Annotated in this window: 11 protein-coding genes; 10 read left to right on the top strand and 1 reads right to left on the bottom strand. The window is 65.5% G+C overall.

What is annotated here, in order from left to right; genetic code table 11:
* Positions 1–3 precede the first annotated feature (3 nt).
* From hutU to B5D38_RS16060, 4 genes are all read left to right on the top strand, one after another.
* Positions 4–1,677 carry a urocanate hydratase gene (gene hutU / locus B5D38_RS16075; RefSeq protein WP_078709503.1) on the top strand — a complete coding sequence of 558 codons (1,674 nt, stop codon included), beginning with the start codon at positions 4–6 and terminating at the stop codon, positions 1,675–1,677.
* A gap of 3 nt (positions 1,678–1,680) precedes the next feature.
* Positions 1,681–2,250: a HutD/Ves family protein gene (locus B5D38_RS16070; protein ID WP_078709453.1), complete on the top strand. Its 570-nt coding sequence runs from the start codon at positions 1,681–1,683 to the stop codon at positions 2,248–2,250.
* Between the two features lie 133 nt (positions 2,251–2,383).
* Positions 2,384–3,037: a septation protein A gene (locus B5D38_RS16065; RefSeq protein WP_078709452.1), complete on the top strand. Its 654-nt coding sequence runs from the start codon at positions 2,384–2,386 to the stop codon at positions 3,035–3,037.
* Between the two features lie 92 nt (positions 3,038–3,129).
* The gene (locus tag B5D38_RS16060; protein ID WP_078709451.1) at positions 3,130–3,876 is read left to right on the top strand and encodes a tellurite resistance TerB family protein; all 747 of its coding nucleotides are present in this window, start codon (positions 3,130–3,132) and stop codon (positions 3,874–3,876) included.
* A gap of 24 nt (positions 3,877–3,900) precedes the next feature.
* On the opposite strand, the gene B5D38_RS16055 is transcribed toward B5D38_RS16060, so the two are convergent.
* Positions 3,901–4,128 (bottom strand): sulfurtransferase TusA family protein, encoded by a 228-nt coding sequence (locus tag B5D38_RS16055; protein WP_078709450.1) that lies wholly within the window; start codon positions 4,126–4,128, stop codon positions 3,901–3,903.
* Positions 4,129–4,446: 318 nt separating this feature from the next.
* Between B5D38_RS16055 and B5D38_RS16050 the strand changes: the two genes are divergently transcribed.
* The 6 genes from B5D38_RS16050 to yjfF all read left to right on the top strand — a co-directional run bounded on the left by B5D38_RS16050 (position 4,447) and on the right by yjfF (position 12,182).
* On the top strand, positions 4,447–4,785 hold the full coding sequence (locus tag B5D38_RS16050) for an ArsR/SmtB family transcription factor (RefSeq protein ID WP_245319281.1): 339 nt from the start codon (positions 4,447–4,449) through the stop codon (positions 4,783–4,785).
* A gap of 126 nt (positions 4,786–4,911) precedes the next feature.
* Positions 4,912–7,206 carry a carbamoyltransferase HypF gene (hypF, locus tag B5D38_RS16045; RefSeq protein WP_245319280.1) on the top strand — a complete coding sequence of 765 codons (2,295 nt, stop codon included), beginning with the start codon at positions 4,912–4,914 and terminating at the stop codon, positions 7,204–7,206.
* A 358-nt stretch (positions 7,207–7,564) separates the two neighbouring features.
* Positions 7,565–8,527 carry a galactofuranose ABC transporter, galactofuranose-binding protein YtfQ gene (gene ytfQ, locus B5D38_RS16040; RefSeq protein WP_078709448.1) on the top strand — a complete coding sequence of 321 codons (963 nt, stop codon included), beginning with the start codon at positions 7,565–7,567 and terminating at the stop codon, positions 8,525–8,527.
* A gap of 123 nt (positions 8,528–8,650) precedes the next feature.
* Positions 8,651–10,174 (top strand): galactofuranose ABC transporter, ATP-binding protein YtfR, encoded by a 1,524-nt coding sequence (gene ytfR, locus B5D38_RS16035; RefSeq protein ID WP_078709447.1) that lies wholly within the window; start codon positions 8,651–8,653, stop codon positions 10,172–10,174.
* Positions 10,171–11,196: an ABC transporter permease gene (locus B5D38_RS16030; protein WP_078709446.1), complete on the top strand. Its 1,026-nt coding sequence runs from the start codon at positions 10,171–10,173 to the stop codon at positions 11,194–11,196. The genes ytfR and B5D38_RS16030 overlap by 4 nt, the downstream gene beginning before the upstream one ends.
* Positions 11,193–12,182 (top strand): galactofuranose ABC transporter, permease protein YjfF, encoded by a 990-nt coding sequence (yjfF, locus tag B5D38_RS16025; protein ID WP_078709445.1) that lies wholly within the window; start codon positions 11,193–11,195, stop codon positions 12,180–12,182. The genes B5D38_RS16030 and yjfF overlap by 4 nt, the downstream gene beginning before the upstream one ends.
* Positions 12,183–12,189 lie beyond the last annotated feature (7 nt).

The raw sequence follows: 12,189 nt of genomic DNA, 5'->3' as shown, positions 1-12,189 counted from the left end.
ATGATGACCAATCCCCGCCACAACATTCGCGAAGTCAGGGCGCCGCATGGCTCCGAGCTCAATGCCCGGAGCTGGCTCACCGAAGCGCCGCTGCGCATGATCATGAACAACCTCGATCCCGATGTGGCCGAGCGGCCGAACGAGCTCGTCGTCTATGGCGGCATCGGCCGTGCCGCGCGCACCTGGGACGATTTCGACCGCATTGTCGCGACGCTGAAGACGCTCACCGACGAGGAGACGCTGCTCGTCCAGTCGGGCAAGCCGGTCGGCGTGTTCCGCACCCACAAGGACGCGCCGCGCGTCCTCATCGCCAATTCCAACCTCGTGCCGCGCTGGGCCAACTGGGACCACTTCAACGAGCTCGATAAAAAGGGCCTGATGATGTACGGCCAGATGACGGCCGGCTCGTGGATCTATATCGGCGCTCAGGGCATCGTTCAGGGCACCTACGAGACCTTCGCCGAGGCGGGACGCCAGCATTATGGCGGCGACCTCAAGGGCAAGTGGATCCTGACCGGCGGGCTTGGCGGCATGGGCGGCGCCCAGCCGCTTGCCGCCGTCATGGCCGGCGCCTGCTGCCTGGCCGTCGAGTGCGACGAGAGCCGCATCGATTTCCGCCTGCGCACCCGCTACGTCGACGAAAAAACGGCGAGCCTCGACGAGGCGCTGGAGATGATCGGGCGCTGGACAAAGGCGGGCGAGGCGAAATCCGTCGGCCTCATCGGCAACGCCGCCGACATCTTCCCGGAGCTCTTCCGTCGCGGCGTGCGGCCCGACATCGTCACCGACCAGACCTCCGCGCATGATCCCGTCCATGGCTATCTGCCCCTCGGGTGGTCCGTCGCCGAGTGGCGCGAGCGCCAGGAGAGCGAGCCGAAGACGGTCGAAAAGGCCGCCCGCGCCTCCATGCTCCAGCATGTCGCCGCCATGGTCGACTTCGCCAAGGCCGGCGTTCCCACCGTCGACTACGGCAACAACATCCGCCAGATGGCCAAGGAAGAGGGTCTCGAGGATGCCTTTGCCTTCCCCGGCTTCGTGCCGGCCTACATCCGGCCTCTGTTCTGCCGGGGCGTCGGGCCGTTCCGCTGGGCCGCGCTCTCGGGCGACCCGGAGGATATCTATCGCACCGACGAGAAGGTGAAGGAGCTGATGCCGCAAGACGGCCATCTCCACCGCTGGCTCGACATGGCGCGCGAGCGCATCGCCTTTCAGGGCCTGCCGGCACGCATCTGCTGGGTCGGCCTCGGCGATCGCCACCGCATCGGCCTCGCCTTCAACGAGATGGTGCGCAAGGGCGAGCTGAAGACCCCTATCGTCATCGGCCGCGACCATCTCGACTCCGGCTCCGTCGCCTCGCCCAACCGTGAGACAGAAGCGATGAGCGACGGCTCCGACGCCGTCTCCGACTGGCCGCTCCTCAACGCCCTCCTCAACACCGCCTCGGGGGCGACCTGGGTCTCGCTCCACCACGGTGGCGGCGTCGGGATGGGCTTTTCCCAGCACGCAGGCATGGTGATCTGCTGCGACGGGTCCGAGGATGCCGATCGACGCATCGGGCGGGTGCTCTGGAACGATCCAGCCACCGGCGTCATGCGCCATGCCGACGCCGGCTACGAGGCGGCGATCGACTGTGCCAAGGAACATGGGCTGCGCCTTCCCGGCATTCTCGGCAACTGAGTGATGACGATCCTCGCGAGCGCCCGTTACAGGCGCATGCCATGGAAGAACGGCGGCGGCGAGACGGCGGAGATCGCCGTCTTTCCGCCGAATGCCGGTCTGGAGGAGTTCGGCTGGCGGATCAGCATGGCGCACGTCGCCACCGACGGCCTGTTCTCCGCCTTTCCCGGCATTGACCGCACACTGACCGTCATCGAAGGCGACGGCATCGTCCTCGATTTCGAGGGCAAGGTGACGACCGCACGCCTCACGGCGGCGGATGCGCCCTTTGCCTTCGCCGGAGACGTGGCGGCCGAATGCCGTCTCCTCGCCGGCCCCATCACGGATCTCAACGTCATGACGCGCCGCGCCGCCTTCCAGCACCACGTGCGGCGGCTGAGGCTCGACGGCGCACAGGCCCTTGAGAAGGGTGAAACAACGATTGTCTTCGCCTTGACGCCACTTGCGGTCCGGTCAGATGCGGAGGCCGAAACCCTCGCGCCGCGCGACGCGCTCATCCTCGATGGCGACGTCATCCTCGAGCCCGTGGCGGCATCGGGCGAGGCTTTGCTGATCGAGATCGACACCGTTTGACAGCCCGCCGCTGATTTCGTGAGCCCGACCGGCGCACGGCAAGTTCAGTGCCCGTCCTGCAATCTTGCGGTTTCGTCTTCCTCTCGTCGCTTTCCGTGCCAATATGAGGGCGGCAGACGAGACAGGACGCGTGATGACCGATCAGCAGCACATTTTCGAAGAGGCGCCGAACACACCGGGGCACAAGGCGCTCAACCCGCTTCTGAAGCTCGCCCTGGAACTGGGCCCTCTCGCCGTCTTCTTCTTCGCCAATTCGCGGGGCGAGGCCCTCGTTGATCATTTCCCAGCGCTGGCCGCGCTCGGCGGGCCGATCTTCATCGCCACCGCGTTGTTCATGGCGGCGACGGTGATCGCGCTCGCCCTGTCATGGGCGCTGACCAAGACGCTGCCGGTCATGCCCCTGGTCACGGGTGTCTTCGTCGTGGTCTTCGGCGGGCTGACGCTCTGGCTGCAGAACGACACCTTCATCAAGATGAAGCCGACCATCGTCAACGCCCTCTTCGGCGTGATCCTTCTTGGCGGTCTCATGGTCGGCAAGCCGCTGCTCGGCTATGTCTTCGACCAGGCGTTCAAGCTCACCGACGAGGGCTGGCGAAAGCTGACGCTGCGATGGGGGCTGTTCTTCTTCGTGCTCGCGGGATTGAACGAGGTGGTCTGGCGCCTGTTCTCGACCGATACCTGGGTCGCCTTCAAGGTGTGGGGCACGATGCCGCTCACGATCATCTTCATGATGGCCCAGCTGCCGCTTCTGAAGCGCCATTCACTGGAGCCTTTCGGCGAAGACTGAGCACTTCATAAAGCCTGCGTTATCGACCGTTGCGCCGCGACATGCGCATTCCGATATCCGTGCCGGACCCATTGGCACAAAGGACCTTCGGAATGATCGACGCGCAGAAGCTTCTCGACCAGTTCCTCGGCACGGGCGCAGCCGCCCGTCAGCCCCCGCGAGGCGGACAGGCGAACGGCGGCGGCAGCGGCTCTTCCCTTCAGGATCAGATCGGCGGATTTCTCGGAGGCGGAAAGGGCGGCTCCATGCTGCCGGGCGCGGTGGCGGGTGGCCTTGCCACCTACCTTCTGTCGAGCAAGCGCGGCCGCAAGCTTGGCGGAAAGGCGGTGAAATACGGCGGAATGGCGCTTGTCGCCGGTCTCGCCTACAAGGCTTGGCAGGACTATCAGGCGCGCCAGGGGGGCGAGGCTCCGGCTCCCGCCGCTCCGGCCGACGATCTGCCGCGCCTCGAAGGCACGCACTTCCACCCCGAGGGCGAGGCTGCCGAAGAGCGGGCGAGCCTCATGCTGTCCGCTATGATCGCCGCGGCCAAGGCCGATGGCTATATCGATCGTGACGAGCAGGAAGGCATTTTCTCCAAGATCGAGGATCTCGATCTCGCACCCGAGGAGAAGGGCCGGCTGATGGACGAGATGCGCCGCCCGCTCTCCATCGACGATCTGGTGGCGCGGGTGCCCAATCCCGAGACGGCGGCCGAAGTCTATACCGTGTCGCTTCTGGCCATCGACCCCGATCATCCGGCGGAAAGAGCCTATCTCGACATGCTGGCGGCGCGCCTCAATCTCGATCCGCAGCTTGTCGCCTCGATCCGGGCGACCACCGACGAAGCCCAAGAATAAGCCCGGCCCCCTACCGGCGCGGGGTCACCTCCCGCGCCGGATGACGAAGCGGAAGACGCCGCTCGCCACCTCGCGCTCGACAAGCTCGCTGCCTGTCGAGCGGCAGAAATCCGAAAAATCTTGCGGGGCGAGCGGATCGGTCGCCAGAACCTCCAGCGTCCCGCCGACCGGAACGTCCCGGAGCGCCCTGGCTGCCTTCAGGATCGGCAACGGGCAATTGAGCCCTCTGGCATCCAGCATCTTGTCGGCCATCCCCACCCTTTCGCTCTCGCTGGCACTCAGCCCCGGCTCCCTCTCGCGAGCACCGAACCTGGTTCCCAGCCTCCGGCTCTCCCCTTGCGTCTGAAATGCCTCGCGCAATACAGCTTCGGAAGAAACAAATCCGTCGCTTTCCTGGCCATCGGGGACAATATCCAAGAGGACGTCGTGGGCTCTTGATCCTGAAGCAGGAAAAGTGGAATGTTTGATAAAGAATTTGACGCGGTCCTGCCATGACCTGACAGGTTGTAGAGTGGAAGGGCCGATCTGCCGCAGTGGTCGCCGATGTTGGACTTGCCTCAGAATATGGAGATGACCGCGCTCGAGAGAAATGCCGAGCGCGCCGCGACTTTGCTCCGTTCGATCGGCAGCAAATGGCGCCTTCTCATCCTTTGCCAGCTCGTCCACGGCGAAAAATCCGTTGGCGAGTTGGAGCGCATCATCGGATTGAGCCAGTCGGCGCTTTCCCAGCACCTCATGGTGCTCCGCCGCCACGAGCTGGTGCGCACCCGTCGTTCGGCTCAAATGATCTTCTACTCGTTGAACGGGCGCGAGGTGAGCGCCATCCTGAGCACCCTCTATTCGCTCTATTGCGAGCCCGAGAGCGTCGCGCCTCACGCAACGCCCCTTGCCGAGGGTGACGAAGCCTGATTTTCCGGTCCTCGCGGCCGCACTCTCTCTCCGACCACACTCGATCTCCGAAGCAAATGGCGCCAGAATGCGCGATGGACGACGTCCAGCCGGCTAACGGATTCGCCGCGCGGGAAGGAGCGACGCGTGAGCAACGAGACAGGCCATCCATCAATGGACGAGGCGGCAGCAAACGGGCGGAGAATCCTCGTCAGCGGGCGCGTCCAGGGAGTCGGTTTCCGCCCCTTCGTCTATCGCATCGCCCATGCCCATGGTCTCACGGGCTGGGTCAGGAACGGCGCCGGTCGCGTCATCATCGAAATTGCCGGCGCGCCTGAGGCTCTCGCTGCCTTCGAGACGGTGCTCATCAAAGAGGCGCCACCGCTGGCCCGGCCACGGATCGACCTTTCAGAGCCGGCTTCGCTCGGCCTGTTTCATGGTTTCGAAATCCGCCACAGCGAGGGAACGGAGGAACCGGATATCCACCTTCCGCCGGACCTCTTCTGTTGCGCGGAATGCGTGGCCGAGCTTTCGGACCCTTCCGCGCGGCGGCATCGCTATCCCTTCACCAACTGCACCCAATGCGGTCCGCGCTACACCATCATCAGGGCCCTGCCCTACGATCGGCCGGCCACCTCAATGGCCGGCTTTCCCCTGTGCCCGGATTGCGCGGGCGAATATTCCGATCCGCTCGACCGGCGCTTTCATGCCCAGCCATTGGCCTGCCCGGCGTGCGGGCCACGGCTCTCCTTCGTCAGGGCGGGTGCCGCCGAGGAGCACGGGGAGCAGGCGCTGGCGGCAGCGGTGGCGTGCCTTAGCGCGGGCGGTATCGTCGCGGTCAAGGGCATTGGCGGCTACCATCTCGTCTGCGATGCCCGCGACGAGGCGGCTGTGGCCCGCCTCAGGTCCCGCAAGCACCGGCCGACCAAGCCGTTCGCCGTGATGATCCCGCAGGAAGGCATCGATGGGCTCGATGCCGTGCGCCGCTTCGTCTCTCCGGATGCCGCCGAGGCCGCGGCGATCGCCGATCCGGCGCGCCCCATCGTCCTCACCGCCAAGAGGCCGGGTAGCGGCCTCGCGGCGGGGCTGGCGCCGGGACTTGCGGAGCTTGGCGTCTTCCTGCCCTACAGCCCGCTCCATCATCTCCTTCTCGGCGATTTCGGCGCGCCGATCGTGGCGACCTCCGGCAACATCTCCGGCGAGCCGGTGATCACCGACGAGGACGAGGCCCATCGCCGCCTCGCCCAGGTCGCCGACGCGTTTCTCGACCACGACCGGCCGATCGTCCGGCCGGCCGACGATTCCGTCGTTCGAGTGATCGCGGGCAAGGCCCGGCCGATCCGGATCGGCAGGGGCGTGGCGCCGCTGGAGATCGAGCTCGCCCGTCCACTCGCCGAGCCGACTCTCGCGGTCGGCGGCCACATGAAGGGCGCGATCGCCCTTGGCTGGGGGCGGCGTGCGGTCGTCTCGCCGCACATCGGCGAGCTCGACAGCCCGCGAAGCCTAGCCGTCTTCTCCCAGGTGGCGGCGGATCTCCAGGCGCTCTACGCGGTGGAGGCAACGCGCCTCGTCGCCGACGTCCATCCCGACTACGCCTCGACACGCTGGGCCCTCTCGGACGGGCGCCCGGTAACGCTGGTCCAGCATCATGTCGCCCATGCCTCGGCGATCGCCGGCGAAAACCCGGACGTCGCCAGATGGCTCGTCTTCGCCTGGGACGGTGTCGGCCTCGGCCCGGACAACGAGCTTTGGGGCGGCGAGGCTCTGCTCGGGGCTCCGGGCGGGTTCCACCGCGTCGGGAGCATCCGGCAATTCCGTTTGGTCGGTGGCGACAAGGCCGGGCGCGAGCCGTGGCGCTCCGCCGCCGGATTGATGTGGGAAGCCTGCCACGACTGGCTGCCCGAGGCGGAAGGCGGCGCTATCGCCCGTCAGGCCTGGGAAAAGCGGGTGCGCACGCTTTCCACCTCGTCGATCGGACGCCTCTTCGACGCCGCCGCAGCGCTCGCGCTCGGCATCGAGCGCGTCAGCTTCGAGGGCGAAGGGCCGATGCGTCTCGAGGCAATGGCGGAGGATACCGGCGGCTTCGTGGACCTGCCGATCGTGGAAGACGGGTACGGCCTTCTTCGACTGGACTGGGCGCCGCTGCTCTCGCCCCTGACGGACCCGACGCTATCGCCGGGCGGTCGCGCGGCGCTGTTTCATGAGAGCCTAGCGCGCGGCCTTGTTCGACAGGCGCTGGCCGTCGCCCGCCATCAAGCCTTCGACGCGGTGGGCCTCTGCGGCGGCGTGTTCCAGAATCGGCGACTCGCCGAGCGCGTGGCGGCGCTTTTCGTGGCGGAGGGCATCGCCGTGCATCTGCCAGAGACCGTGCCGGCCAACGACGGGGGCCTTGCCTTCGGCCAGCTCATCGAAGCGCAGGCGCGCGATGCACGGTCTCTGTGACAGGCCACCCGGCTTGGCGAGGAAGGCGGACTACCTGGAGTAGCGATTCGTTACAATCAACGTCCGAGAGAGCTGCTTCATCGAATGTTCTCTGCCTTCGAAGTAGCGGCTTCGTGAGCTTTCATTCCTTTTCGAAAAATTTCGGAGTTCGTCGATAGCCGAATCGTCACGGAGCTGATCTCTCCGGCTAAAATCTTGGTTTTATGGAAAGATATCAAGCTCTCGCGAAATAAGCAGCAGCGATAAGGTAGCAGGATTGTCCATCATTGTAGCGGTTTTGCTCTCTAGCAATGGCTTCGATTGCGCGGTAGCGTGAACGTGCCGGTGGGGAGACCGGTCAATGATGGGAGAGAATTCAATGCGATCGTTGATTTTGCTTGCCGGGACGGCTGTCGCGGCGGGGTTGGTCTTGTCGTCCGTCAGCGCCAACGCCATGACTGTCGGCTTCTCACAGATCGGCTCGGAGTCGGGCTGGCGCGCGGCTGAGACCAGCGTGACCAAACAGGAAGCCGAGAAGCGCGGCATCGACCTGAAGTTCGCCGATGCCCAGCAGAAGCAGGAAAACCAGATCAAGGCCATCCGCTCCTTCATCGCGCAGGGCGTCGACGCTATCCTGCTCGCGCCCGTCGTCGCCACGGGCTGGGATTCGGTGCTCGAAGAGGCCAAGGAAGCCGATATCCCCGTCGTGTTGCTCGATCGCCAGATCGACGCGCCGGAAGACCTCTATCTCACCGCCGTCACCTCCGATCAGACTTATGAAGGCAAGGTCGCCGGCGACTGGCTGGTCAAGGATGTGGGCGACAAGGAATGCAATGTCGTCGAGCTTCAGGGCACCACCGGCTCCTCGCCCGCGATTAACCGCAAGAAGGGCTTCGAGCAGGCGATCGCCGGCCACGACAACATCAAGATCGTGCGCAGTCAGACCGGTGACTTCACCCGCACCAAGGGCAAGGAAGTCATGGAGAGCTTCATCAAGGCCGAGGATGGCGGCAAGAACATCTGCGCCCTCTACGCCCACAATGACGACATGGCGGTCGGCGCCATCCAGGCCATCAAGGAAGCGGGGCTGAAGCCCGGCACCGACATCAAGGTCGTGTCCATCGACGCCGTGCCGGACATCTTCCAGGCCATGGCCAACGGCGAGGCCAATGCCACGGTCGAGCTGACCCCCAACATGGCCGGCCCCGCCTTCGACGCGCTCGACGCCTACCTCAAGGACAAGAAAGAGCCGGCGAAGTGGATTCAGACCGAATCCAAGCTCTACACGCCCGCCGACGAGCCGATGAAGGTCTACGAGGAAAAGAAGGGCCTCGGCTACTGAGCCACGACCCACTGCCGCCGCCTGCCCTTGGGCGGGCGGCGTTTCCTGCGACAGACGATCCGGTTCCTCGCCCCGCCCCCCGGGCCGGCGGCTCCGGATGGAGTTGATCGGGGTGGAGGGACCATGGCCAACGAAACGCCGCTCCTCAGGGCCAAGGGCGTCAGCAAATCCTTTTTCGGCGTCGCCGCGCTCGACGATGTGGATTTCACGCTTCGCTCGGGAGAAGTTCACGCGCTTCTCGGAGAGAACGGGGCCGGCAAGTCGACCCTGATCAAGGTCATCACCGGCGCCTACCGCCGCGATGCCGGCGAAGTGCTGCTGGAAGGCAAACCGATCTTCCCGCGAGACGTGCTGGACGCGCAGGCGCTCGGCATCGGCACCGTCTATCAAGAGGTCAACCTCCTGCCCAATCTGTCGGTGGCTGAAAACCTCTATCTCGGTCGCCAGCCGAAGCGCTTCGGCATGATCGACATGCGCGCGATGAACCGCCTGTCTCGCGAGCTTCTGAAGCGCTATGGCCTCGACATCGATGTGGCGGCGCCGCTCTCGAGCTTCTCCGTCGCCATTCAGCAGATCATCGCGATCGCCCGCGCCGTCGACATTTCCGGCAAGGTGCTGATCCTTGACGAGCCGACGGCCAGTCTCGACACCCACGAGGTCGAGATGCTCTTTTCGGTCGTGCGGCAACTGCGGGCCGAGGGCCTCGGCATCATCTTCATCAGCCATTTCCTCGATCAGGTCTTTTCGATCGCCGACACCATAACGGTGCTGCGCAATGGCCGCCTGATCGCCAGCCGCGCCGTCGAGGGACTGGAGCGCATCGATCTCGTCTCCATGATGCTTGGCCGCCGCCTGGAAGAGGCCGAAGACACCGGCAACGGCGTGGCCGCTGACACGGGGGGCGAGACCGTCATCAAGGTGCGCCATCTCGGCAAACGCGGCGTCCTTGCGCCCTTCGATCTGGACGTGAAGCGCGGCGAGGTGGTCGGCATCGCCGGCCTGCTCGGCTCGGGGCGCACGGAGACGGCCCAGCTCCTGTTCGGCATCGAGCGGGCCGATGGCGGCACGGTCGAGGTCGAGGGGCAGGCGACCAATCTCGCCTCGCCGCAGAAGGCGGTCCACGCCGGCTTCGGCTTCTGTCCCGAAGACCGCAAGACCGACGGCATCATCGGCGATCTTTCGGTGCGCGAGAACATCGCGCTCGCCCTTCAGGCCCGGCGCGGCTGGGCCAAGCCGCTGTCGCGGCGCGAGCAGGACGATCTCGCCAGTCAATATATCGAGGCTCTCGACATCCGCACGGCCGGCGCCGAGATGCCGGTAAAGTTTCTCTCCGGCGGCAATCAACAGAAGGTGCTGCTCGCCCGCTGGCTCGCCACCAACCCCCGCTTCCTCATTCTGGACGAGCCGACACGCGGCATCGACGTCGGCGCCCATGCGGAGATCATCCGCCTCATTCGCCGGCTCTGCGCCGACGGCATGTCGCTTCTCGTCATATCCTCCGAGCTCGAGGAGCTGGTGGGCTACAGCGCCCGCGTCCTCGTTCTGCGCGACCGGCGGCATGTCGCCGAGCTCGTCGGCGAGGAGGTTTCGACCACCGGCATTCTCAAGGCGATCGCGGCGAGCGGCACCACGGGAGCTGCGGCATGAAACGCTTTCTTTCCGCCCTCAGGCGCCTGCTGCCACAGCTGGCGGCCCTTGGCATCATCCTTCTGCTCAACGCGATGATCTCGCCCGGCTTCTTCCATGTCGAGATGCAGAACGGGCGGCTCTACGGCAGCCTTATCGATGTCATCAACCGCGGCGCGCCGGTGGCGTTGCTCGCCATCGGCATGACGCTCGTCATCGCCACCAAGGGCATCGACCTTTCGGTTGGCGCCGTCATGGCGATTACAGGGGCCGTGGCCGCGTCGCTGATCACGCAGGGCTATCCGCTCGTCGCCACGCTCGGCGGCACGCTGGCCGTCGGGCTCTTCTGCGGCCTGTGGAACGGCGCGCTCGTCGCGCTTCTGGACATTCAGCCGATCATCGCCACGCTCATCCTCATGGTTGCCGGGCGCGGCATCGCCCAGCTCATCACCGAAGGCATCATCCTCACTTTCAACGACAAGCCGGATCTGATCTTCGTCGGCAGCGGCGCCTTCCTCGGCCTGCCCATGCCCTTCATCATCTGGTTCGTGATGGCGATCCTGATGGTGACGATCGTCCGGCGCACGGCGCTCGGCCTGCTCATCGAGGCGATCGGCGTCAACCGCCGCGCCTCGACGCTGTCGGGCGTCGGCTCGCGCTCGCTGCTCTTCGCCGTCTACGCCACCTCGGGGCTTTGCGCCGCGATCGCCGGCATCATCGCGGCGGCCGACATCAAGGGCGCGGACGCCAACAATGCCGGCCTCTGGCTGGAGCTCGACGCCATCCTCGCCGTCGTCATCGGCGGCAACTCGCTGCTCGGCGGGCGCTTCTCCATCGCCGGCTCGCTGATCGGCGCGATGATCATGCAGTCGGTCAACACCGGCATCCTGCTTTCCGGCTTCCCGCCCGAGTTCAACCTCATCATCAAGGCGGTGATCATCCTCATCATCCTGGTGGTTCAGTCGCCGACGAGCCAGTCCCTGTGGACGTTCCTCAGGCGCGATCGCCATCCGACGGCAAAACAGGAAAGGGCGGTGCGATGACATCCTCCAAATACCTGCCGCTCATCACCACGATCGCGGTCTTTGTCCTCGCCTATCTCATCTGCATCGCGCAGTTTCCCTCGATGTGGTCGACCAGGGTCATCGGCAACCTTCTGACCGACAATGCCTTCCTCGGCATCACGGCGGTGGGTATGACCTTCGTTATCCTGTCCGGCGGCATCGACCTTTCGGTCGGCTCGGTCATCGCCTTTACCGGCGTCTTCCTGGCCGTCCTTCTCCAGAACACCTCGATCCATCCGCTCTTCGCCTTCGTCCTGGCGCTGATGATCACGACGGCCTTCGGCGCCTTCATGGGAGCGGTGATCCATTATCTGGAAATGCCGGCCTTCATCGTCACGCTGGCGGGAATGTTCCTGGCCCGCGGCGTCTCGTTTCTCCTGTCGACCCAGTCCGTCCCGATCAACCATCCGTTCTACGCGACGCTTCAGCACCTCTACTTCAAGATGCCGGGCGGCGGGCGCCTGACCCTCATCGGCATCACCATGCTGGTGGTCTTCCTCGTCGGCTCCATCGTCGCCCAGCGCACGCGCTTCGGCGCCAATGTCTACGCGCTTGGCGGCAATATCCAATCGGCGGAGCTGATGGGCGTGCCCGTGGGGCGCACGACGATCGGCATCTATGCCGTCTCGGGCTTCCTCGCCGGCCTTTCCGGCATCGTCTTCTCGCTCTACACCTCGGCCGGCTATTCGCTTTCGGCCTCCGGCGTGGAACTCGACGCTATCGCGGCCGTCGTTATCGGCGGCACGTTGCTCAGCGGCGGCTCGGGCTTCATCGCCGGCACCTTGATCGGCATCTTCATCCAGGGTCTGATCCAGACCTACATCGTCTTTGACGGCACCTTGTCGAGCTGGTGGACGAAGATCGTCATCGGCCTCCTGCTCTTCGGCTTCATCGCCCTGCAGCGCGGCATCCTGTGGATGTCGGAGCACGGCTCGGTGTCGTTCCGCAAGAAGGCCGCCGCGTAAGGCAGGC

This window comes from Consotaella salsifontis (genome assembly GCF_900167365.1).
Lineage (GTDB): Bacteria > Pseudomonadota > Alphaproteobacteria > Rhizobiales > Rhizobiaceae > Consotaella > Consotaella salsifontis.
The sequence above is the reverse complement of the archived record's forward strand: the minus strand, read 5'-3'. Positions and strand labels throughout refer to the sequence as shown.

Bases quoted from the DNA above. Each gene is read 5' to 3' on its own strand.
- B5D38_RS16055 (WP_078709450.1), bottom strand. From the start codon at position 4,128: ATGGCCGACAAGATGCTGGATGCCAGAGGGCTCAATTGCCCGTTGCCG.
- B5D38_RS16060 (WP_078709451.1), top strand. From the start codon at position 3,130: ATGATCGACGCGCAGAAGCTTCTCGACCAGTTCCTCGGCACGGGCGCA.
- B5D38_RS16030 (WP_078709446.1), top strand. From the start codon at position 10,171: ATGAAACGCTTTCTTTCCGCCCTCAGGCGCCTGCTGCCACAGCTGGCG.
- B5D38_RS16050 (WP_245319281.1), top strand. From the start codon at position 4,447: ATGACCGCGCTCGAGAGAAATGCCGAGCGCGCCGCGACTTTGCTCCGT.
- ytfR (WP_078709447.1), top strand. From the start codon at position 8,651: ATGGCCAACGAAACGCCGCTCCTCAGGGCCAAGGGCGTCAGCAAATCC.
- yjfF (WP_078709445.1), top strand. From the start codon at position 11,193: ATGACATCCTCCAAATACCTGCCGCTCATCACCACGATCGCGGTCTTT.
- hutU (WP_078709503.1), top strand. From the start codon at position 4: ATGACCAATCCCCGCCACAACATTCGCGAAGTCAGGGCGCCGCATGGC.
- B5D38_RS16065 (WP_078709452.1), top strand. From the start codon at position 2,384: ATGACCGATCAGCAGCACATTTTCGAAGAGGCGCCGAACACACCGGGG.
- ytfQ (WP_078709448.1), top strand. From the start codon at position 7,565: ATGCGATCGTTGATTTTGCTTGCCGGGACGGCTGTCGCGGCGGGGTTG.
- B5D38_RS16070 (WP_078709453.1), top strand. From the start codon at position 1,681: ATGACGATCCTCGCGAGCGCCCGTTACAGGCGCATGCCATGGAAGAAC.